Annotated in this window: 23 protein-coding genes and 1 other RNA gene; 11 read left to right on the top strand and 13 right to left on the bottom strand. The window is 60.8% G+C overall.

Annotated features, from left to right (window positions below; all coding sequences use genetic code 11):
- Positions 1–224: 224 nt before the first annotated feature.
- Positions 225–1,202, bottom strand: a complete 978-nt coding sequence (locus AOA61_RS10720; RefSeq protein ID WP_099601735.1) for an NADPH:quinone oxidoreductase family protein — start codon at positions 1,200–1,202, stop codon at positions 225–227.
- A 150-nt stretch (positions 1,203–1,352) separates the two neighbouring features.
- Between AOA61_RS10720 and AOA61_RS10715 the strand changes: the two genes are divergently transcribed.
- Positions 1,353–1,760 (top strand): flagellar basal body-associated protein FliL, encoded by a 408-nt coding sequence (locus tag AOA61_RS10715; protein ID WP_032884296.1) that lies wholly within the window; start codon positions 1,353–1,355, stop codon positions 1,758–1,760.
- 17 nt (positions 1,761–1,777) lie between these two features.
- Here the strand turns inward: AOA61_RS10715 and AOA61_RS10710 are convergent, their stop codons facing one another.
- From AOA61_RS10710 to AOA61_RS10695, 4 genes are all read right to left on the bottom strand, one after another.
- Positions 1,778–2,896, bottom strand: a complete 1,119-nt coding sequence (locus AOA61_RS10710; RefSeq protein WP_099601734.1) for an ABC transporter permease — start codon at positions 2,894–2,896, stop codon at positions 1,778–1,780.
- Positions 2,896–5,613 carry a ribosome-associated ATPase/putative transporter RbbA gene (gene rbbA, locus AOA61_RS10705; RefSeq protein ID WP_099601733.1) on the bottom strand — a complete coding sequence of 906 codons (2,718 nt, stop codon included), beginning with the start codon at positions 5,611–5,613 and terminating at the stop codon, positions 2,896–2,898. The genes AOA61_RS10710 and rbbA overlap by 1 nt, the downstream gene beginning before the upstream one ends.
- Positions 5,610–6,575, bottom strand: coding sequence for an HlyD family secretion protein (locus AOA61_RS10700; protein ID WP_095185174.1), 966 nt, complete (start codon positions 6,573–6,575; stop codon positions 5,610–5,612). The genes rbbA and AOA61_RS10700 overlap by 4 nt, the downstream gene beginning before the upstream one ends.
- Before the next feature lie 136 nt (positions 6,576–6,711).
- Positions 6,712–7,161 (bottom strand): EVE domain-containing protein, encoded by a 450-nt coding sequence (locus tag AOA61_RS10695; RefSeq protein ID WP_099601732.1) that lies wholly within the window; start codon positions 7,159–7,161, stop codon positions 6,712–6,714.
- A 194-nt stretch (positions 7,162–7,355) separates the two neighbouring features.
- Here AOA61_RS10695 and AOA61_RS31540 point away from each other — a divergent pair, with 194 nt between their 5' ends.
- Positions 7,356–7,505: a hypothetical protein gene (locus AOA61_RS31540; RefSeq protein ID WP_010207387.1), complete on the top strand. Its 150-nt coding sequence runs from the start codon at positions 7,356–7,358 to the stop codon at positions 7,503–7,505.
- A gap of 7 nt (positions 7,506–7,512) precedes the next feature.
- Here AOA61_RS31540 and AOA61_RS10685 read toward each other — a convergent pair whose 3' ends face one another.
- The 4 genes from AOA61_RS10685 to AOA61_RS10670 all read right to left on the bottom strand — a co-directional run bounded on the left by AOA61_RS10685 (position 7,513) and on the right by AOA61_RS10670 (position 8,933).
- The gene (locus AOA61_RS10685) at positions 7,513–8,142 is read right to left on the bottom strand and encodes a 5-formyltetrahydrofolate cyclo-ligase (RefSeq protein WP_032884520.1); all 630 of its coding nucleotides are present in this window, start codon (positions 8,140–8,142) and stop codon (positions 7,513–7,515) included.
- Positions 8,143–8,200: 58 nt separating this feature from the next.
- A non-coding RNA gene (ssrS, locus tag AOA61_RS10680) (6S RNA) lies at positions 8,201–8,379 on the bottom strand.
- Between the two features lie 30 nt (positions 8,380–8,409).
- Entirely contained in the window at positions 8,410–8,727 is a 318-nt protein-coding gene (locus AOA61_RS10675) for a cell division protein ZapA (protein WP_027608375.1), read from the bottom strand.
- Positions 8,724–8,933 (bottom strand): TIGR02449 family protein, encoded by a 210-nt coding sequence (locus AOA61_RS10670; protein ID WP_007982902.1) that lies wholly within the window; start codon positions 8,931–8,933, stop codon positions 8,724–8,726. The genes AOA61_RS10675 and AOA61_RS10670 overlap by 4 nt, the downstream gene beginning before the upstream one ends.
- A 139-nt stretch (positions 8,934–9,072) precedes the next feature.
- On the opposite strand from AOA61_RS10670, the gene AOA61_RS10665 reads away from it, so the two are divergent.
- The 9 genes from AOA61_RS10665 to gcvH all read left to right on the top strand — a co-directional run bounded on the left by AOA61_RS10665 (position 9,073) and on the right by gcvH (position 18,417).
- Complete coding sequence (locus AOA61_RS10665; protein WP_015886444.1) at positions 9,073–9,630, top strand: YecA family protein; 558 nt, start codon at positions 9,073–9,075, stop codon at positions 9,628–9,630.
- A 20-nt stretch (positions 9,631–9,650) separates the two neighbouring features.
- The gene (gene pepP, locus AOA61_RS10660; RefSeq protein ID WP_099601731.1) at positions 9,651–10,973 is read left to right on the top strand and encodes a Xaa-Pro aminopeptidase; all 1,323 of its coding nucleotides are present in this window, start codon (positions 9,651–9,653) and stop codon (positions 10,971–10,973) included.
- Positions 10,970–12,157 carry a 2-octaprenyl-6-methoxyphenyl hydroxylase gene (gene ubiH / locus AOA61_RS10655; RefSeq protein WP_099601730.1) on the top strand — a complete coding sequence of 396 codons (1,188 nt, stop codon included), beginning with the start codon at positions 10,970–10,972 and terminating at the stop codon, positions 12,155–12,157. Before pepP ends, ubiH begins: the two co-directional genes overlap by 4 nt.
- Positions 12,150–12,635 (top strand): DUF4442 domain-containing protein, encoded by a 486-nt coding sequence (locus AOA61_RS10650; protein ID WP_099601729.1) that lies wholly within the window; start codon positions 12,150–12,152, stop codon positions 12,633–12,635. The genes ubiH and AOA61_RS10650 overlap by 8 nt, the downstream gene beginning before the upstream one ends.
- A gap of 9 nt (positions 12,636–12,644) precedes the next feature.
- The gene (locus tag AOA61_RS10645; protein ID WP_163033280.1) at positions 12,645–13,862 is read left to right on the top strand and encodes a 2-octaprenyl-3-methyl-6-methoxy-1,4-benzoquinol hydroxylase; all 1,218 of its coding nucleotides are present in this window, start codon (positions 12,645–12,647) and stop codon (positions 13,860–13,862) included.
- A gap of 95 nt (positions 13,863–13,957) precedes the next feature.
- The gene (locus AOA61_RS10640) at positions 13,958–14,962 is read left to right on the top strand and encodes an extracellular solute-binding protein (protein ID WP_032884279.1); all 1,005 of its coding nucleotides are present in this window, start codon (positions 13,958–13,960) and stop codon (positions 14,960–14,962) included.
- A 164-nt stretch (positions 14,963–15,126) separates the two neighbouring features.
- The gene (locus AOA61_RS10635; RefSeq protein ID WP_099601848.1) at positions 15,127–16,743 is read left to right on the top strand and encodes an iron ABC transporter permease; all 1,617 of its coding nucleotides are present in this window, start codon (positions 15,127–15,129) and stop codon (positions 16,741–16,743) included.
- A 156-nt stretch (positions 16,744–16,899) separates the two neighbouring features.
- The gene (gene gcvT, locus AOA61_RS10630) at positions 16,900–17,982 is read left to right on the top strand and encodes a glycine cleavage system aminomethyltransferase GcvT (RefSeq protein ID WP_032884277.1); all 1,083 of its coding nucleotides are present in this window, start codon (positions 16,900–16,902) and stop codon (positions 17,980–17,982) included.
- A 51-nt stretch (positions 17,983–18,033) separates the two neighbouring features.
- Positions 18,034–18,417: a glycine cleavage system protein GcvH gene (gene gcvH, locus AOA61_RS10625; RefSeq protein ID WP_032884276.1), complete on the top strand. Its 384-nt coding sequence runs from the start codon at positions 18,034–18,036 to the stop codon at positions 18,415–18,417.
- A gap of 46 nt (positions 18,418–18,463) precedes the next feature.
- On the opposite strand, the gene AOA61_RS10620 is transcribed toward gcvH, so the two are convergent.
- From AOA61_RS10620 to AOA61_RS10605, 4 genes are all read right to left on the bottom strand, one after another.
- Positions 18,464–19,603, bottom strand: a complete 1,140-nt coding sequence (locus AOA61_RS10620; protein WP_099601728.1) for a DegT/DnrJ/EryC1/StrS aminotransferase family protein — start codon at positions 19,601–19,603, stop codon at positions 18,464–18,466.
- 164 nt (positions 19,604–19,767) lie between these two features.
- Complete coding sequence (locus tag AOA61_RS10615) at positions 19,768–20,082, bottom strand: DUF2388 domain-containing protein (protein WP_003176799.1); 315 nt, start codon at positions 20,080–20,082, stop codon at positions 19,768–19,770.
- Between the two features lie 69 nt (positions 20,083–20,151).
- A complete protein-coding gene (locus tag AOA61_RS10610; protein ID WP_095185168.1) occupies positions 20,152–20,598 on the bottom strand; it encodes an NfeD family protein in 447 nt (148 codons plus the stop codon).
- 10 nt (positions 20,599–20,608) lie between these two features.
- Positions 20,609–21,529: an SPFH domain-containing protein gene (locus tag AOA61_RS10605; protein WP_032884271.1), complete on the bottom strand. Its 921-nt coding sequence runs from the start codon at positions 21,527–21,529 to the stop codon at positions 20,609–20,611.
- Between the last annotated feature and the right edge of the window lie 52 nt (positions 21,530–21,581).

Genomic DNA, 21,581 nt, shown 5'->3' with positions numbered 1-21,581 from the left:
ATCGCTTCTCATGCACAAACACAGGAAATGGGAGCAATTGCATGTTCTTTTACGAACATGTCGTAAATGGATAAGTGTGGGTCGTTATCGATTTTAAGATCGCAGGAGATCAAATGTGAGAGGGGGCTTGCCCCCGATAGCGGTAGGTCAGCCAGCTTATCTGTAGCTGACCCACTGCCATCGGGGGCAAGCCCCCTCCCACATTTGATTGCATTTCAGGTCGGTTAGCGGGTCTGGACGACGACCTTGCCGACAGCCTTGCGCTGGCTGAGGTCATTGATCGCCTGGGCGGCTTGGTCCAGTGGATACACCTGCGAGACCAACGGCTTGAGCTTGCCCTCACCGTACCAAGTGAACAGTTGCTGGAAGTTCGCCGCATTGTCCTGCGGCTGGCGCTGGGCAAACGAGCCCCAGAACACCCCGAGCACCCCTGCGCCCTTGAGCAAAGCCAGGTTCACCGGCAGCTCTGGAATACGCCCGCTGGCGAACCCAACCACCAGCAAACGCCCGTTCCAGGCGATGGCGCGGATGGCCTGGTCAAACAGGTCACCGCCCACCGGGTCGTAGATCACATCGGCGCCGTTGCCGTCGGTGAGGCGCTTGATCTCTTCTTTGAGGCTGGTTTCGCTGTAGTTGATCAGTTCATCGGCACCCGCGGCCTTGGCCACGGCGAGCTTTTCGGCGCTGCTGGCTGCGGCGATCACACGGGCGCCCATGGCCTTGCCGATTTCCACCGCGGCCAGGCCTACGCCGCCGGACGCACCGAGCACCAGCAAGGTTTCGCCCGGTTGCAGGTTGGCGCGTTGTTTGAGCGCATGCATCGAGGTGCCGTAGGTCATGCTGAAGGCGGCAGCGGTGTTGAAGTCCATACTCGGCGGGATCGGTAGCACGTTATAGCCCGGCACCGCGACCTGCTCGGCAAAGCTGCCCCAGCCGGTGAGTGCCATGACCCGGTCGCCGACTTTCAAATGGCTGATCTTCTCACCCACTTCGCTGACCACGCCCGACGCCTCGCCACCCGGCGAAAACGGAAAGGGCGGCTTGAACTGGTACTTGCCCTCGATGATCAGGGTGTCCGGGAAGTTCACCCCCGCCGCGTGTACGTCCAGCAGGATTTCGTTCTTCTTGATCGCCGGGCTGGCGATTTCTTCCAGCACCAGGGTTTCGGCGGGGCCGAAGGCTTTGCACAGCACAGCTTTCATCGGGCTATTCCTTTTGGTGTCGTGGCCGATAAGTGTAGGAGGGTAGGCCCGTGGGTCAACGAGCATGCCCGGCCCTGATAAGCCGCCATAAGCTTGTGCTCTGCCTTGCTAGCGTTATGCTACCCGGCAACCGAATGTGAGGAATGAACTGTGAAAGCGTGGATCCTGTTGATGCTGGCCCTGACCTTGCCCATGGCTGCCCAGGCCGAAGAAGCCAAAGAAGGCGAGGCGCCGAAGGTCAGCTATATCAGCCTGAGCCCGCCGTTCGTGGGTAACTACGGCCTGGACGGCACGGCGAAACTCAAGGTGTTCAAGGCTGACATCGCCCTGCGCGTGACCGGTACCGAAGCCGCTGCTGCTGTCAAAGCCAACGATGCGTTGATTCGTAACCAGTTGGTGGCGCTGTTTACCCAGCAAACCAACGAGGCCATGAGCACCGTCGAAGGCAAGGAAAAACTGCGCCAGGAAGCCCTCAAGCAAACCCAGCAAGTGATGAACGACGAGACTGGCAAGCCGGTGGTGGAAGACCTGTTGTTCAACAACCTGATCATTCAGTAATCAGCCTGGCTGGCGGTTCAGGAAGCCAAACTCTTCCTGAACCGCACCAACGCCACCGCAAAAAACAACAATCCAATTGCCGCCAGCGCCAGCAAGTCCGGCCATACCACACTGACGCCCGCGTCCCGAAACAGGATCGCTGCACTCAGGCTCACAAAGTGCGTCGACGGCGAGCCCTGCATCACCCACTGCAACCACTCGGGCATGCTGTCCAGTGGCGTACTGCCGCCGGATAGCAACAGCATTGGGATAATCACCGGGATTGCCAGCAAGCCGAACTGCGGCGTCGAGCGGGCAAGGGTGGCGAGGAAGATCCCCAGTGCGGTGCTGGCAAACAGGTACAGCGCGGTCACGAATAGAAACAGGCCCATCGATCCCGCCAGGGGCACGTCGAGCAAGCCTTTGACCACCACCTCCAGCGACACCCAAGTACACACCACCACCACCAACATGTTGCTCCAGATTTTTGCCAGCATGATTTCCAGCGCGGTCAGCGGCAGCACCAGCAGATGGTCGAGGGTGCCGTGCTCTCGCTCACGCAACAGCGCGGTGCCGGTCAATACGATGGCGAGAATGGTGATGTTGTTGACGATCTGGATTACCGCCAGGAACCAGCCACCTTCCAGGTTGGTATTGAACAGCGCTCGTGTGGTCAGCAGCGCCGGGGCTTTGCTGGCGGTATCGGTTTGGCCGCTGTAGCTCAGCAACTCCCGTTGGAAAATCCTGCCGATATAGCCCGCGCCCATGAACGCCTGGCTCATTGCTGTGGCATCGACGTTCACCTGCACGCCGGGCTGGCGACCCGCGAGCAGATCAGCCTGGAAGTTGGCCGGCACGTTGATCACGAAGGTGTATTGGCCGCTGTCCATCACCTTGTCCAATTGGTCGTAGGCCAGCGGCGCAGGCGCCTGGAATTCCGGCGGTTGCAGCGCCTCTGCCATCTGCCTGGAGAGCGCGCTGTGATCCTCGTCCACAAAGGCGACGCTGGCGTTGTGTACGCCAATTACAGATCCGGCGGCAGGCATATAGATGGCGACAGTGAAGGCGTAGAACAGGAACAGCAGCAATACGCTGTCGTGGCGCAGGCTGGTGAGTTCCTTGATGCCCAGGCGCAGGATATGAGTGAGCGTGTGCATCAGGCCTCCTGCTTCTTGAGCATGATCAGGCTTAGCCCGGTGAATCCGATGAAGAACCCGAACAGCGCCAGGCATTGCGGCCACAACTGGCGTAGGTCCAAAGCTTTGGTGAACGTGCCGACTGCGATATCCAGGAAGTGCCCGGCTGGAAACAGCGTGCCCATCAGTGCCGCCGCGCCTTCCAGAGAGGAGCGCGGCACGATCAGCCCGGAAAACTGGATGGTCGGCAGGCTGGTGATGATCATGGTGCCGAGGATCGCCGCGATTTGAGTACGGGTGAACGCGGAAATCAGCAGGCCCATGCTGGTGGTGGCCAGCACGTAAAGCAGTCCGCCAAAGGCCAACGTCAGGCCGCTGCCCTTGAACGGTACGCTAAACAGCCAGCGATTCATGGCCACCAGCAGCGCCAGGTTGATCAGGCTCACGGCGATGTAGGGTGCCTGCTTGCCCAGCAGGAACTCCAGGCGCGTCAGTGGTGTGGCATAGAAGTTGGTGATCGAGCCCAGTTCTTTCTCGCGCACGATTCCCAGAGCCGTGAGCATCGCTGGGATAAACGCCAGGATCAGCGCCATCACCCCTGGGCCGATGGCATTCACGCTGACCACGTCCTGGTTATAGCGAAAGCGGGTTTCCAACTTGGCGGCGGCCTGGGTGGTCTGCGGCAGGCTGCTCAGTTCGGCCAGTTGTTGCAGGTTGCCCTGGTGTACCGCTTCTACATAGTTGCGGCTGGTTTCCGCGCGAAACGGCATGCCGCCGTCGAGCCAGGCGGCGACTGTGGGTTGGCGGCCAGCGTAGAGGTCACGGCCAAACCCTGGCGGGATCTCCAGGGCCAGTTTGATTTCCGAGCGCTGCAGGCGCCGGTGCAACTCACTGGAATCCTGGATGGGCGCCTGTTCGGCGAAGTAGCGCGAGCTGCGGAAGGCTTCCAGATAGGCTCGGCTTTGGGGGCTTTGGTCCTGGTCGTAGACGGCAAAGGCGAGGTTTTCCACGTCCAGGGAAATGCCGTAGCCGAAGATCACCATCATGAACATCGCGCCGAGGAGGGCGAAGGCCATGCGCACTTTGTCGCGCAGTAGTTCTTTGCCTTCACGGCTGGCCACGGCCAACAGGCGAGAAAGGCTGAAGCCGCGTTTGCTCACGGGCGGCGCACTGATTTCGCTGACGGTTTTGGCCGGTGCAGCGGGTTCGGGTTCGCCTTGGGCCTGTTCCAGGCAGGTGACGAACGCGGCTTCCAGGGTGTCGCCGTGGAACTGCTGTTGCAGTGCCTCCGGTGTGTCGCAGGCCAGCACTTTGCCGGCGTGCATCAAGGAAATGCGGTCGCAGCGCTGGGCTTCGTTCATGAAGTGGGTGGACAGGAAGATGGTCACGCCTTGCTCCCGAGACAACTCGACCAGCAGCCGCCAGAAATCATCCCGAGCTGCCGGGTCGACGCCGGAAGTGGGTTCATCGAGGATCAGCACTTCCGGGCGATGCAGCACGGCCACGGCCAAAGACAAGCGCTGGCGCAGACCGAGGGGTAATTCGCCGGAGGGTTGCTCGGCTATCTTGCTCAGGTCAAAGCGTTGGATCAATTCATCGATACGCGGCCCACTGTCTGCTTTGGGCAGGTCGAACAGTTGCGCGTGCAGCACCAGGTTCTGGCGCACGCTGAGCTCACCGTACAGCGAGAAACTCTGGGACATGAAGCCCACGCGCTTGCGGGTGGCCAGGTCCTTGGCGTTCACAGGGTTGCCCAGCAGTGTCGCGCTGCCTTCGGTGGCCGGCATCAGCCCGGTGAGGACCTTCATGGTGGTGGTCTTGCCGCAACCGTTGGAACCAAGGAAGCCGAAAATCTCGCCGCGACCAATGGCAAAGCTAACCTTGTTCACCGCTGTGAAATCACCGAAACGCAGGGTCAACTCGTGCGCTTCGATGGCGATATCGGCGTTGGCGTTTTCCCTTGGCGGGATCACCAGCGGCTGGTTGTCATGGGCGCCATCGCCCTGGAAGTGGGTGAAGGCCTCATCCAGTTTGCCGCTCGGCGTCGCTGCCGCCAGTTCGCGACTGAGACCGTCGGCGATCAGTTTGCCGCGGTCGAGCATCATGCAATGTTCGAACTGCTCGGCTTCCTCCATGTAGGCCGTGGCTACCAGCAGCGTCAGTTGCGGGCGTTCGCTGCGTACGGTTTCTACCAGCTCCCAGAAGCGTCGACGGGACAGCGGATCGACGCCGGTGGTGGGCTCATCAAGGATAAGCAGGTCCGGGTCGTGGATCAGCGCGCAGCACAGGCCGAGCTTCTGCTTCATGCCGCCGGAGAGTTTGCCGGCTGGGCGCTCGGCGAAGCGAGCCAGGTCGGTGGCCAGCAGCAGGTTGTGCATGCGCTGGTCGCAGTCGGCTTTGGACAGGCCGAACAGGGTGGCGAAGAAGCGGATGTTCTCGCTGATGGACAGCTCGGGGTACAGGTTGCCACCCAAACCCTGAGGCATGAAGGCGATGCGCGGATACAGGCTGTTGCGGTGACGGCGATCCTGAATGGAGCCGCCGAGCACCTCCAATTGGCCGGCCTGGAGTTTCTTAACGCCGGCGATCAACCCCAACAAACTCGACTTGCCCGCACCATCCGGGCCGATCAGCCCGCAGCGTGTACCGGCGGGCAGGCTGAAGGCGATGTCGATCAGCGCCTGTTGTTTGCCGTAATGGTGGTTGATGCCTTTGGCGTGCAGCGCCAGGCCGGTCATTGCAGGTTGGCCGGCCAGTCGATATCAGCTGTGCGCACATAGCCGGAGCCGGGCATACCCGGTTTGGCTTGGGGCACGGCGCTCGGTTGAGTCAGGTGCAATTTGACGCGGAATACCAGTTTCTGGCGTTCGTCGCGGGTCTCCACTTCCTTGGGGGTGAACTGCGACTTGGCGGCGACAAAACTGATCTTGGCCGGCAACGGCTGCTGGGGCAGGGCGTCGAGCAGAATCCGCGCGTCACTGCCGACGGTCAGGCGTCCGGTCACGGAGGCGGGCAGATAGAGGTTCATGTACTGATCATTGGGGTCGATCAGCAGCAACACGCGCCCGCCCGCGCCAAGCACTTCACCCGGTTCGGCCAGGCGCAGTTGGATAATGCCGTCGATAGGCGCGCGCAGGCTGCTGTCGTCGATTTCACTGGTGAGCTGCGCGACCTGGGCTTGTGCGGCACCGATGGTGGCTTTTGCCGAATTGACCTGAGCCTGGGCGGCGGTCACGGCGGCGTTGCCGGTGTTCTGGCGGGCTTGCTGCTGGTCGATCAACTGGCCGCTGGCGAAGCCGCGTTTGTACAGCTCCTGGGTACGCTTGAGTTCCTGGTTGGCCAGCAGTTGTTCGCTCTGGCGCAGTTGCACGTTGGCCTCGGCGGCGGCGAAGTTCTCCTTGGCCCGCAGCACTTCGGCTTCGGCCTGGGCGCGCTGGGCTTCCAGCGTGCGGGTGTCCATGCGCGCCAGCAGTTGGCCCTTGAGGACCTTGTCGCCTTCGTCGACCCGCACTTCGGCCAGGCGCCCCGGGATCTTGGCGGCTATCTGCACTTCGGTGGATTCCAGGCGGCCATTGCCCATGCCCAGACCTTCGGGCAGGCGGTCCTGGGTGGAGCGCCAGTAACCGAAGCCGCCGGCACCGAGCAACAACGCGATCAAGAGAACGGCAAATAGGTGGGAAGAGCGAGGTGTGGTCGACATGGGTGCATCCTGCGGCTTTAGCATCCTAGTTTGATCGGTGCTGCCCAAGGGGCGTTGATACCGATCAAATGAAGCGCAAGCCTAACCCGGTTAAGGGGCAGATGCATGCGTCGAGCGCGTGACCGCAGGGTTCTCGTCAGCGCAGCGCCAGCACCGTCGCCCATTGCTCGGCGGTGACCGGCATCACCGACAGGCGGCTGCCTTTCTGCACCAGGGGCAATTCGGCGAGGGCGGTTTGCTGTTTCAGGTAGCCGAGCCCCAGCACCTTGGGGAAGGTTTGGACGTGCGCGACGTTGATCGCAGTCCACGGGTTTTTCTCCGGGGTGGCTTTGGCGTCGAAATAGTGGCTGTTCGGTTCCAGTGCGGTCGGATCCGGGTAGGCTGCTTCGACAATTTTGCCGATACCCGCAATGCCTGGCTCTGGGCAACTGGAGTGATAGAAGAAAAACTCATCGCCCACGGCCATGGCGCGTAGGAAGTTGCGCGCCTGGTAGTTGCGTACGCCGTCCCAGCGCGCTTCGCCAAGCTTTTCCAGGCCGTTGATGGACAGTTCGTCGGGCTCGGATTTCATCAGCCAGTAGGCCATTTTTGGGCTCCTGAAAAAGGCAGTGGGCAAGTTGTCAGGCAATTTGATGACAAACCGACAGTCGGTTGGCGCCAAGGTTTGCGTGTTGGTTCACGTTACCGCAAAATGCCGGCCTTTAAGCTTGACGCAGCTGCAACGGACTACTTTGGAACGTTGTTGTCATCGTGTACGAGATGCCTGAAGGGGGGCAATCGATGCAACGTAAACCGGATTTACTATGGATTTTGGTGATTTTGTTTGGTCTGGGCGTCGTGACCACCGGGTATGCCCAAAGCTTGTGGTCGAACAAGACCGATGCTCCCGTTGAACTGGCTCAACAGCAGCCGCAACCGTTCAAGCGTTAACCCTTCTTCAAGACGCCGCTGCTTCAAGCGGCGTTTTTGCGACATACCACTGCTTATCAGTGACAGTGCCAGCCAATGGCACATCCCAACTGGCTTGTGCCAATCGATCGACCTTCTGACATTCATGGGCCAGGCCTAGCAGCGTCGGCTTGCGCCAGCTTTGACGGCGTGCCAGATACGCCAGGCTGCGGTCGTAGAAACCGCCGCCCATGCCCAGGCGGCCACCTGCGTCATCGAACCCCACCAACGGCAGCAACACCAGGTCCAGCGCCCACACCTTGCGCTGGCGCTTGGCATTGACCCTTGGTTCCAGAATCCGAAAGCGGTTGGGCAGCAGCTTGTCCCCAGGCTTCACGCGCTGGAACACCATCTTGGTACGCGGCCAAGCGCTGAGCACCGGCAGATAGGTGGCCTTGCCCCGGCGCTGAGCGGCGCGCAGCAGCAGGCGCGGATCGATTTCACCGTCCGTCGGTAGATATAAGGAAATATGTTTGGCCCGGCGAAACAGCGGGTGCTGTGCCAGTTGCCGATACAGGCCGTGGGCGGCTTGGCGCTGCTCGCTCGGCGTAAGGGCGCGGCGGGCGTTGCGTAACATGCGTCGAAGTTGCGGACGGGAAAGCGGCGCAGGTTCGGTCATGGTTTTTCGGCTCATAAAACAATGCCAGTCCTTAAGACTGGCATTGAGTTTGGAATTCAGGCTCCCCGACAGAACCGCTGTCGACTAAGCCCTTGAACCCGAAAGTTCAAGGTGGAAGAAGCAGTAGGCTTTAAGGCTTTCCGTCTAGCGGACATGCACACCAGCCCAACGTGCAACTTCCAGGGTAGTGCGAATCGGCTCCGGGACATCGCCGACTGGCAAGCACGCCAGGGAGTGGGGCGAGTATACCTTAAACAGTCGCGGGGATCAGCCCTTGGGTTGCTCTGTGTCGCTGGAAAGCACCAGATCAACACGTTCGAGCAGATCGCGAACCTGCTCGCGGGTCGAGCCGCTGGCCTGCACGTCAGGGCGTTCCTGCTTATGCAGCAGATCGTGGGTGATGTTCAGCGCGGCCATCACGGCGATACGGTCGGCGCCGATCACTTTGCCGCTGCTGCGGATTTCACGCATTTTGCCATCCAGGTAACGGGCGGCGCTCACCAGGTTGTTGCGCTCTTCCTGGGGACAGATGATCGAATATTCTTTGTCGAGGATCTGCACGGTGACGCTATTGCTTGAACTCATGAGTCTTGCTCCAGGGCCTTCAGGCGCGAAATCATCGATTCGACCTTACGCCGGGCGATTTCGTTTTTTTCAATGAGGTGAGCGCGTTCCTCGCGCCAGGTCTTTTCCTGAGCTAATAGGAGTCCGTTTTGACTCTTAAGTTGCTCGACCCGAGTAATTAGCAATTCGAGTCTGGCCATCAGCGCTTGCAGGTCGGTGTCTTCCATTGGGTTCCACTGGATTTTGTCTGATGAATGGCAACTGCAGGATAAACGATCTGACGCCCTTGATAGTCTTGGTACGTCTGCCGGTGCTAGGATACAGCGCTCCATTCTAGACATTGCGCCGTCTGGCGCCTAGCTCACCATGCCCATTCAGAACTCCCCGTACGATGCTTTTTCCAAACTGCTGAGCACCAGCGGCCACCCATGCTCGCCTGCCGAACTGCACGGCGTGCTGTTGGGTCGCAGCTGCACCGGTGTTGGCTTTGATGCCGACAACTGGTTGGCTGATGTCGCCGAGCTGTTGGAAACCGAACCGACCGACAACGTGCGTAACGCGCTGATCGGCCTGCAAGAGATGGTCAAGGGCGAACTGACCGGTGATGACGTCACCGTAGTCCTGTTGCTACCGACCGACGACGCTCCGCTCACCGAACGCGCCGCCGCATTGGGCCAATGGTGCCAGGGTTTCCTCCACGGTTTCGGCGTGAACGCCGGCGGCCTGGAGCTGAGCACCGACGCCAAGGAAGTGCTGCAGGACCTCGCCGCGATCTCCCAAGTGCAAGATGCGCTGGAAGAGTCCGAAGACGGCGAAGGCGACTACATGGAAGTCATGGAATACCTGCGCGTCGCGCCGTTGCTGCTGTTCACCGAGACCAAGAAGTCCGCTGAGCCTGCTGCACCCAAGCCGTCGCTGCACTAAGAAAGGAAGCCCATCTGCCCATGATCCATATCCCCAAAGCGGAATACACCCGCCGCCGCAAGGCGCTCATGGCGCAGATGGAACCCAACAGCATCGCGATTCTGCCGGCCGCCGCCGTGGCCATCCGCAATCGCGATGTCGAGCACGTTTACCGCCAGGACAGCGACTTCCAGTACCTGAGCGGTTTCCCCGAACCCGAAGCAGTGATCGTGCTGATGCCCGGTCGCCAGCATGGCGAGTACGTGCTGTTCTGCCGCGAACGCAATGCCGAGCGTGAACTGTGGGACGGCCTGCGTGCCGGTACCGAAGGCGCAATCCGTGAGTTTGGTGCCGACGATGCCTTCCCCATCACCGATATCGACGACATCCTGCCCGGCCTGATCGAAGGCCGTGACCGGGTGTATTCGGCCATGGGCAGCAACGCTGAATTTGACCGGCACGTGATGGAGTGGATCAACGTGATCCGCTCTAAAGCGCACCTCGGCGCCCAGCCCCCGAACGAATTTGTTGCCTTGGATCATCTGCTCCACGACATGCGCCTGTATAAATCGGCGGCAGAAGTGAGGGTGATGCGCGAGGCCGCGCGGATTTCCTGCGCTGCCCACGTCAAGGCGATGCAGGCCAGCCGCGCTGGGTTGCATGAGTTCAGCCTGGAAGCCGAGCTGGATTACGAGTTCCGCAAAGGCGGCGCGAAGATGCCGGCTTACGGCTCCATCGTCGCCGCCGGGCGCAACAGCTGCATCCTGCATTACCAGCAGAATGACGCGCTGCTCAAGGATGGGGACCTGGTGCTGATCGACGCCGGTTGCGAGATCGACTGCTACGCCAGCGACATTACCCGCACCTGGCCGGTCAACGGAAAGTTTTCACCTGAGCAAAAAGCGATCTACGAGATTGTGCTGGCCTCCCAGGAAGCCGCCTTTGCCGAGATCGCGCCGAATAAACATTGGAACCAGGCCCATGAGGCGACCGTGCAGGTCATCACCGCTGGGCTGGTTAAGTTGGGACTGCTGCAAGGTGACGTTGACGAACTGATCGCCAGCGAAGCCTATAAACCTTTCTATATGCACCGCGCCGGCCATTGGCTGGGCATGGATGTGCACGATGTGGGCGAGTACAAGGTGGGCGGTGAATGGCGGGTGCTGGAAGTCGGCATGGCGTTGACCGTGGAGCCGGGGATCTATATTTCGCCGGACAACCAGAACGTGGCGAAGAAATGGCGTGGCATTGGCGTACGCATCGAGGACGACGTGGTAGTGACCAAGCAAGGCTGTGAAATCCTGACCGTCGGCGTTCCCAAGACCGTCGTCGAGATCGAAGCGCTGATGGCGGCCTCCCGATGAGCCGGGTCAATCTCGCGATTATCGGCGGTGGCCTGGTGGGCGCCAGCCTGGCGCTGGCGTTGCAGGCCGGGGCCAAGGCGCGGGGCTGGAAGATCATGCTGATCGAACCCTTCGCTCCGGGCGACAGCTACCAGCCGAGCTACGATGCACGATCGTCGGCACTGTCGTTTGGCGCGCGCCAGATTTATCAGCGGCTGGGTATCTGGCAGGAGGTTTCCCGCCGAGCCGAGCCGATCAAGCAGATTCACGTGTCGGACCGTGGGCGATTCTCCACCGCACGTTTGTCCGCCATGGAGGAGGGCGTGCCGGCACTCGGCTACGTAGTGGAAAACGCCTGGCTCGGCCAATGCCTGTGGCAAGGCCTGGACAAAGACGTGGTCAGCTGGCGCTGCCCGGCGGAAGTCACCCGCATGGAGCCGCTGCCCGACGGCTATCGCCTGACGCTCAACGATGAAACCGTGTTGGAATGCGACCTCGCCGTGCTCGCCGATGGCGGCCGATCCGGCTTGCGCGAGCAATTGGGCATTGGCGTGAAGACCCGTCCGTACAACCAGAGCGCGCTGATTGCCAACATCACTCCCAGCGAAGCCCATAACGGCGAAGCCTTCGAGCGCTTCACCGACGAAGGCCCGATGGCCTTGCTGCCGCTGCCAGACAACCGCTGCGCGCTGGTTTGGACACGCATCGGCATGGACGCCCAGCGCCTGGCCGCCCTCGACGAACGCAGTTTCCTCAGCGAATTACAGAGCGTGTTCGGCTACCGCCTGGGCACCTTGAAGCAAGTCGGCGCGCGCCATTTGTATCCGCTGACCCTGGTGGAGGCCGAAGAGCAGGTACGTTCCCACCTGGTGATCCTTGGCAACGCCGCCCACAGCCTGCACCCAATTGCAGGGCAGGGCTTCAACCTTTCCCTGCGCGATGCGAGTGCCTTGGCCGAGGCTCTGCTAGCCGGGCCAGCGGTGCCCGGAGACCTGGCGACGTTACAGGCGTACCGCGAGCGCCAGCGTATGGACCAGAAGTTGACTGTCGGTTTCTCCGATCAGGTCACGCGCCTGTTTGGCAGTGCACAACCGCTGGTAGCGCTGGGCCGCAATATGGGTCTGCTGGGCCTGGATTTGTTGCCGCCGGCCAAACGCTGGTTCGCCCGTCAAGCCATGGGCTTGGGGACACGTCCCGATGCGTAGGTGGCTGGTGGCGCGGTTGGGCAAGGCGCGCTTGCTGCGTTGGATCATGACCCTGTACCCGCCATACCTGGGCGCTGGCGTCAGCGTGCAGCATATGAGCGCGGATTTTCGTCACGTCAAAGTGCGCATGGGGCTGGGTTGGTACAACCGTAATTACGTCGGCACGCAGTTCGGCGGTAGCCTGTATTCGATGGTCGACCCGTTCTACATGCTGATGCTGATGGAAAATCTGGGCCGCGACTACATTGTCTGGGACAAGGCCGCGAGCATCGACTTTATCTCGCCGGGCAAAGGCCCGGTGTACGCCGAATTTTTCATCGACGAGGCCTTGCTTGACGAGGTGCGCCGACAGACCGAAGGCGGCGAGAAATACCTGCCTCACCTCACGGTCCAGATTCATGACGGCTCCGGCACCCTGGTGGCGCGGGTCGACAAAACCCTTTACGTGCGGCGCAAGCCGCAAGCGAGACAGGCTTAAACCATGGACATGCGCGCAGATGTGCTGATTGTCGGGGCCGGAATGGTCGGAAGCGCGCTGGCGCTGGCGTTGCAGGGCAGTGGCCTGCAAGTGCTGCTGCTCGATGGCAGCCCGCTGAGCGTCAAACCGTTCGACCGTGACGCGGCCTTCGAACCCCGCGTGAGCGCCTTATCGGCCGCCAGCCAGCGCATCCTGGAGCGCTTGGGCGTGTGGGACGGCATTGTGTCGCGCCGGGCCAGCCCTTACGGCGAGATGCAGGTGTGGGATGGCAGCGGCACTGGGCAGATCCACTTTTCGGCGGCCAGCGTGCACGCCGAGGTGCTCGGGCATATCGTCGAAAACCGTGTGGTGCAGGATGCTTTGCTTGATCGCCTGCACGACTGCGACTTGGGCCTGCTGGCCAACGCGCGGTTGGAGCAGATGCGCCGCTCCGGCGATGACTGGCTGCTGACCCTGGCCGATGGCCGCACCTTGCGCGCGCCGTTGGTGGTCGCCGCCGATGGCGCCAACTCCGCCGTGCGTCGCCTGACCGGCACCGCCACCCGTGAATGGGATTACTTGCATAACGCCATCGTCACCAGCGTACGTAGCAGTCAGCCGCACCAGCGTACGGCGTGGCAACGCTTTACCGACACCGGCCCGTTGGCGTTTTTGCCGTTGGTACGCGATGGGCAGGAAGATTGGTGTTCGATCGTATGGTCCACCACACCGGCTGAGTCCGAGCGCCTGATGGCCTTGGATGATGAGAGTTTTTGCCGTGAGCTGGAGCGCGCCTTTGAAGGGCGGCTTGGCACTGTGGTCAGTGCTGATCCACGGGTTTGCGTACCGTTGCGCCAGCGTCACGCCAAACGCTACGTGGCCGAGGGCCTGGCGTTGATCGGCGATGCGGCTCATGTGATCCACCCGTTGGCCGGGCAGGGCGTCAACCTGGGTTTCCTCGATGCGGCGGTGCTGGCCGAAGTGTTGCTGTCGGCTACTGAACGCGGCGAGCGTCTGGCGGATGTGAAAGTGCTGAGCCGTTACGAACGTCGTCGGATGCCCCACAACTTGGCGCTGATGGCCGCAATGGAAGGTTTTGAGCGGTTGTTCCAGGCCGATCAACTGCCGTTACGTTGGTTGCGTAACGCCGGGCTGAAAATGGTCGACCAGATGCCCGAAGCCAAAGCGGTATTTGTGCGCCAGGCCTTGGGCTTGACGGGCGATCTGCCAACACTCGCGAAACCCTGAGGCATCTGTGCAACATCTGGTAACGCCTCCACCGAGCGTTACCAAATGTGAGTCCCTATCATTTGCGCTCACTTTGCAAATGAGAGACCGCACCCATGTTGGCACCCAAGCGCCTACTGACTGCCCTGGCACTCACCCTGATCGGCAGCACGACTGTGCAGGCAGCCGACGAAGTGGTGGTCTACTCCTCGCGCATCGACGAACTGATCAAACCAGTGTTCGATGCCTACACCAAAAAGACGGGCGTCCAGGTGAAGTTCATCACCGACAAGGAAGCCCCGCTGATGCAGCGCATCAAGGCCGAGGGCGAAAACGCTACCGCCGACCTGTTGCTCACCGTGGATGCCGGCAACCTCTGGCAGGCCGAGCAAATGGGCATCCTGCAACCCTTCACCTCGCCCGTGATCGACAAGAACATTCCTCTGCAATACCGCTCATCCGCCCACGCTTGGACTGGCTTGAGCCTGCGTGCGCGGACCATCGCCTATTCCACTGACCGGGTAAAACCGGGTGACTTGACTACCTACGAAGCCCTGGCCGACAAACAGTGGGAAGGTCGTCTGTGCCTGCGCACGGCGAAAAAGGTCTACAACCAGTCGCTCACCGCGACCCTGATCGAAACCCACGGCGCGGCCAAGACCGAAGAAATCGTCAAGGGCTGGGTGAATAACCTCTCTACTGACGTGTTCTCTGATGACATCGCCGTGCTGGAGGCGATCAACGCCGGGCAGTGCGACGTGGGTATCGTCAACACCTACTACTACGGCCGCCTGCACAAGCAGAAGCCGGACCTGGCTGTGAAGCTGTTCTGGCCGAACCAGGGCGACCGTGGTGTGCATGTGAACCTGTCGGGTATCGGCTTGACCAAGCACGCGCCACACCCGGAAGCCGCCAAGGCTCTGGTGGAATGGATGACCACACCTGAAGCGCAGAAGATCTTTGCCGATGTGAATCAGGAGTTCCCGGCCAACCCGGCTGTACCGCCGTCGGCCGAAGTGGCGACCTGGGGCAAGTTCGTTGCGGACACCTTGCCGGTGGAAGTGGCGGGTAAGCGCCAGGCTGAAGCCATTCGCTTGATGGATCGCGCCGGCTGGAACTAAGTACAATTTGTAGGACGCCGCAGATCCAAATGTGGGAGGGGGCTTGCCCCCGATGGCGGAGGATCAGTCACCGATGAGTCGACTGACATTCCGACATCGGGGGCAAGCCCCCTTCCACATTGGGTTGTGGTGATTTCAAGATCTTCATTATCGAGAACCCACCTTTGGCCCACCCCGCCCAACGCCGCTGGTACCTGCCGGTTTTCACCGTCGCCGCCCTGGTGCTGCTGCCGCTGAGCGTGCTGTTGCTGTCCTGGCAAAGCATCGATGCGCAAATCTGGTCCCATCTGTGGGAAACCCAGATGCCCCGGCTGCTGGGCAATACCCTGACCCTTGTGGTTGGGGTGGGTTTGGGCGTGACCCTCTTGGGCGTAAGCCTGGCCTGGCTCACTAGCCTCTGCGAATTCCCCGGCCGGCGCTGGCTTGACTGGGCGTTGATGCTCCCCTTCGCCATCCCCGCCTACGTGCTTGCCTTCGTCTTTGTTGGCCTGCTGGATTTCGCAGGCCCAGTGCAGACCCTGCTGCGAGAGTGGTTCGGCACCGGTCTGCGCCTGCCTCGCGTGCGTTCCACCAGTGGCGTGATCATCGTGTTGGTGCTGGTGTTCTACCCCTACGTCTACCTGCTGGCGCGCACTGCATTCGTGGCCCAGGGCAAAGGCCTGATGGAAGCCGCGCGAGTGTTGGGGCAATCGCCGTGGCAAGCGTTCTGGCGCGTGGCGCTACCCATGGCGCGGCCGGCGATTGGCGCCGGGGTCGCCCTGGCGTTGATGGAAACCCTGGCGGATTTCGGTGCGGTCTCGGTGTTCAACTTCGATACCTTTACCACCGCGATCTATAAAACCTGGTACGGCTTTTTCAGTCTTTCCAGCGCAGCCCAACTGGCCAGCCTGTTATTGCTGGTGGTGATGCTGGTGCTGTACGGCGAACGGCGTGCCCGTGGCGCGAGCCGTCCCAGCAATGAGCGGCCTCGGGGCAAGGCGCTCTACCACCTGCGTGGGTTCAAAGCGTTAGCCGCCAGTGCCTGGTGTGGGCTGGTGTTTGCGTGCGCCTTTGTCATTCCGGTGCTGCAGTTGATCGCGTGGTTCTGGCAGCGCGGCCGGTTCGACCTGGATGAGCGCTATTCGGGCCTGATCGTCCATACCCTCTATCTCGGTGGTATCGCGGCATTGATCACGGTCAGCGTGGCGTTGGTACTTGCCTTCGCCAACCGCCTGTCGCCGACCCGGGCGATTCGCTCCGGTATCAGCCTGGCCAATGTTGGCTATGCGTTGCCGGGTTCGGTGCTGGCGGTGTCGATCATGTTGGCGTTCAGTTATCTGGACCGCGAACTGGTGGTGCCGCTGTCCGGCTGGCTCGGTGGTGCGGGCAAACCGCTGTTGCTGGGCAGCCTGTCGGCGCTGGTGCTGGCGTATCTGGTGCGTTTTCTAGCGGTGGCCTACGGGCCGCTGGAAAATAGCCTGGCGCGCATCCGGCCTTCGTTGCCGGAAGCGGCGCGTAGTTTGGGCGTGAGTGGGCCGCGACTGTTTTGCAAAGTGTATCTTCCGCTGTTGCTACCCGGCACCCTCAGCGCAGCGCTGCTGGTGTTCGTGGATGTGCTCAAGGAAATGCCCGCAACCTTGCTGATGCGCCCGTTCGGCTGGGACACCCTGGCGGTGCGGATCTTTGAAATGACCAGCGAGGGCGAGTGGGCACGGGCTTCGCTGCCGGCACTGACACTGGTACTGGTGGGCCTGCTGCCGGTGATCGGCCTGATCCGACGCTCTGCCCGACCAATCGGTTAGGTGTCAGTCCTACGGCTTGAGGCTACAATGCGCGGCATTCGGTGCGCTCCGCCTTTCGGATCGGGTCGCTGTACGTGGCTGCAGCCCTTGTAATTCAAGGTCTTCAGCACGAACAGCAACGCTGCGCACCTTCGCCAAGCCCGGAAGGAGAAACCCATGGGACAGCGTACGCCTCTGTATGACCTGCATCTCGCCCTCGGCGCGAAAATGGTCGATTTTGGCGGTTGGGATATGCCTTTGCATTACGGCTCGCAAGTTGAAGAGCACCATCAGGTGCGACGCGACTGCGGGGTGTTCGATGTATCTCATATGACCGTGATCGATATCAGCGGCCCCCAGGCCAAGGAATGGCTCCAGCACCTGCTGGCCAATGATGTCGAACGTTTGCATGGCTGTGGCCGTGCGTTGTACAGCGCCATGCTCAACGAGCAGGGCGGCGTGGTGGACGACATGATTGTCTATCGCACTGATGCCGGGTACCGGTTGGTGGTCAACGCCGCCACTCGTGACCAGGACATCGCCTGGATGCAGGCGCAACTCGGCAGCTATCAAGTGCAACTGCACGAGCGGCCCGAGTTGGCCATGCTCGCCATTCAAGGCCCCCATGCTCGGCAGAAGATCGCCGAGTTGGTCACCCAGTCTCGCGGCACCCTGATCCACCAGCTCAAGCCATTTGAAGGCGAGGCCGACGGCGATTGGTTTATCGCCCGCACGGGTTACACCGGCGAAGACGGCCTGGAAATTGTGTTGCCTGCCGATCAGGCACCGGGATTTTTCAACGATCTGGTGGGTGCAGGCATCTCACCTATCGGCCTCGGCGCGCGGGACACCCTGCGCCTGGAAGCCGGCATGAACCTGTACGGCCAGGATATCCACCAGAACGTTTCGCCCCTGGCGGCCAACATGGCGTGGAGTATTGCCTGGGAACCAGCCGAACGCGATTTCATCGGGCGTGCGGCGCTGGAAGCAGAGCTGGCCGCCGGTGTGCAGTTCAAACTGGTCGGGCTGGTACTGGAAGAACGTGGGGTTTTACGCGCTCATCAGGTAGTTCGCATCGCCAATGTTGGCGAAGGTGAGATCACCAGTGGTAGTTTCTCTCCTACGCTGAGCAAATCCATTGCCTTGGCGCGTGTACCGACGGCAACTGCCGACCGGGCCGAAGTGGAAATCCGCGGCAAGTGGTACCCGGTTCGAGTGGTCAAACCGACCTTCGTGCGCCATGGCAAAACCTTGATCTAACTATTTCCGGCAGGCCGATGGCCGCTGACACTACTTCTGAGGACACAGACTATGAGCAATATCCCGGCCGACCTGCGTTTTGCCGAGAGTCATGAATGGGCCCGTCTGGAAGCTGACGGTACCGTGACCGTCGGGATCTCCGACCACGCCCAGGAAGCGTTGGGTGATGTGGTGTTTGTTGAGTTGGCCGAAGTCGGCGCCCAGTTTGGCGCGACTGATCAGGCAGGTGTGGTGGAGTCGGTCAAGGCCGCTTCGGATATCTACGCCCCGGTTGCAGGCGAAGTGATTGCAGTCAACGAGGAACTGAGTGGTAGCCCCGAGTTGCTGAACTCCAACCCGTATGGCGCCTGGATCTTCAAGCTCAAGCCAAGCAACCCGGCTGACCTGGAAAAACTGCTGGATGCTGCTGGTTACAAAGCCGCCATCGGCGAGTAACACCGCACATAACCCTATAGGGGCCGGCAAACCGGCCCCTATAGGGTTAGCGTTTGAGCACCGCTTTCACTGCCGCCACCGACCGCTCCACATCCGCCTCAGTCATCGCCGTGAACATCGGCAATGAAACAATCAAGCGCCCAACCTTTTCCGCCACCGGGAACATGCCTTCCTTGAAACCCTGTGCCCGATAAAGGCTTAGCAGGTGGATCGGTGGGTAGTGATAACCAATGCCCACGCCATGAGCCTGCATCTGTTCCATGAACGTTGCGCGGGCCGGCAGGCCGTCCTGACGCTCCGGCAGCACTAGCTGGAACAGGTGCCAGTTGTTGTTTTCGAAGTCGGCGGGTGGCAGTTGTGCGCCGTACTTCTCTTCAAAGTCACTGCCGAAACACTTGAAGTAGTGCCTCGCCAGGTTCTGGCGGTGGGCGGTGATTTTCTCGATATGGGCAAACTGCCCCAGGCCAATGGCCGCAGCGATATCGGTCATATTGAACTTGCCACCCAGCACATCAACATCCAGGCCGTCGAAGCCGGTACGGGTGACGCCCTGCAGGCGGTATTTTTCTGCCAGGCGTGCCTCTTCGGCGCTATTCAAAACCAGGCAACCACCCTCGGACGAGGTGATGTTCTTGTTGGCCTGGAAGCTGAACGAAACGAAGTCCCCGGTGGCGCCAATGCGTTCGCCATCCCAACTGGAGCCAAGGGCCTGGGCCGCGTCTTCGACGATACGCAGTTTGTACTTGTTGGCCAGCGCGTAAAGCATTGGCATATCCAACGGCAGCCCGGCCAGGTAAACGGGGATGATGGCCTTGGTGCGCGGTGTGATCGCGGCTTCCACCTGGGACAGGTCGATATTGCGGGTGATTGGGTCGATATCGGCGAACACAGGTGTGGCGCCGACTTCCAGAATCACGTTGGCCGTTGCCACCCAGGAAATCGGTGTGGTGATGACTTCATCCCCAGGCCCGATACCGGCGATGCGCAAGGCAATCTCCATGGTGCAGGTGCCCGAGTTGAAGGTGCGAACGTGGCGCCCGCCAAAGTATTCCGACAGCTGCGCCTCGAACGCCTGCACCTTCGGCCCGCTGGTGATCCAGCCCGAACGCAATACATCGCCCACCGCCGAGATGGTGGCTTCATCGATGGTGGGTTTGGAGAACGGCAGAAAGGGCAGTTGGCTCATAACGACGAATGCATCCGTTTCAGGTTGGCGATGAGTACGGGAGGTATCAGTGCCGGCATGGTTGCACGGCTTGACTGAATATAGCCTGTCACCTGTGAATGAATCGTCATGTTACGGGCAAAAAAAATGCCGCTTCAAAAGCGGCATTCTTCAGAGTGCGGAAATCACTCGGTGACGGCGTTTTTCGCGAGGATAGCGTTAGCCAGCTCCATATCCGTGGCCTGCAGGCCAGGATTGTCGGCGCGGACTTTCTGCATGGCGGCTTCCAGGTATGGGCCACGGATGCCGCCGTCGCTGGCAACAAAGCTGCCTGCGTCGTCTTGTGCGGCAACGACCAGCTTGTGGTCCTTGAAGGTCAGGTACGTCGAGCCGGTGGTGGCGCCCGACGAGATGACATTGCGCCAGAAACTGTCGGCCATGGCTGAACCGACAGGAAGGGAAAGCACAGCAAGGGTAGCGACAGCATATTTGAGACGCATGATGGGTGACTCCGGGTGGGTGATCTGTACCGTTTGATTGTAGTTAGCCCAACCGAGTTCCATCACTGACTAAACAGTTTCTACCTTCAAAATCACGCCATCCAGGCCAACCACCCGTACTTGAGCGCCTGCAGGGCTGTCAGGACCGGTCACCATCCATACGCCATCACCGACTTTTACCTTACCCCGACCGCCCGCAATCGCCTGATGCACTACAAATGTGCGGCCGATCAGCTCCGAGCCGCGCTCGTTGAGCCCCGGTTGGTCGCTGGCCTTTGCGCTGCTTCGCTGGCGTTTCCACCAGTAGACCGCTGTCAATATCGACAACACGGCGAACAGCAGCAGTTGCCATTCCGGTCCCAGGGGCGGCACCAGGAACTTGATAACGCCTACGGCTGCTGCTGCGATACCCATCCATAGCAGGTAACCACCGGCGCCGAACACTTCAAGAATCAACAGCACTGTACCCAGCGCCAGCCAATCCCAGAATGAAAGATGCTGCAGGAAATCCCACATGGCGACGGCCTCAACCTTTCTTGTTATCGAACGTTGCCTTGACGATCTCGCCGATGCCGCCCACCGCACCGATCACCTGGCTGGCTTCAAGCGGCATCAGGATGACCTTGCTGTTGTTGGCCGAGGCAAGTTTGCCCAGGGCGTCGATGTATTTTTGCGCAACGAAGTAGTTGATGGCCTGCACGTTACCGGTGGCGATGGCCTCGGAGACCACCTGGGTTGCACGGGCTTCAGCCTCTGCTTGACGCTCACGGGCTTCAGACTCCAGGAATGCGGCTTGGCGTCCACCTTCAGCTTCAAGAATCTGTGCCTGCTTCTTGCCTTCGGCAGTCAGGATTGCCGATGCTCGCAGGCCTTCGGCCTCAAGGATTTGCGCACGCTTGATCCGCTCGGCTTTCATCTGGCCGGACATGGCGGCCATCAGGTCGGCGGGCGGGCTGATGTCTTTGATCTCGATACGGGTGATCTTGATGCCCCACGGAGCAGTGGCTTCATCCACGGTGCGCAGCAGTTTTTCGTTGATGCCGTCACGCTGGCTGAGCATGGCATCCAGCTCCATGGAGCCGAGCACGGTGCGGATATTGGTTTGCAGCAAATTGCGGATGGCGTGTTCGAGGTTGTTGACCTCGTAGGCGGCCTGGGCGGTATTGACCACCTGGAAAAAACACACGGCGTCGATCTGTACGGTGGCGTTGTCGGCGGTGATGACTTCCTGGGGTGGAATATCCAGCACGCTCTCCATCACGTTGATCTTGCGACCGATGCGATCCATGACCGGGATGATGATGTTCAGGCCAGGCTTGAGGGTGTTGGTATAACGGCCGAAACGCTCGACGGTCCACTGGTAGCCTTGAGGCACCACCTTGAAGCCCATGAATAATATGGCGGCGGCCAAGCCCACGAAAAGAAGCAGTACGGTTCCGATCTGCATAGCGATTCCCTATCTGATGGTGTCAGTTAAACGACGGTTGGCCGAGTGTAAC

Origin of the sequence: Pseudomonas sp. 2995-1, from assembly GCF_002742505.1 — a bacterium.
GTDB lineage: Bacteria > Pseudomonadota > Gammaproteobacteria > Pseudomonadales > Pseudomonadaceae > Aquipseudomonas > Aquipseudomonas sivasensis.
The sequence above is the reverse complement of the archived record's forward strand: the minus strand, read 5'-3'. Positions and strand labels throughout refer to the sequence as shown.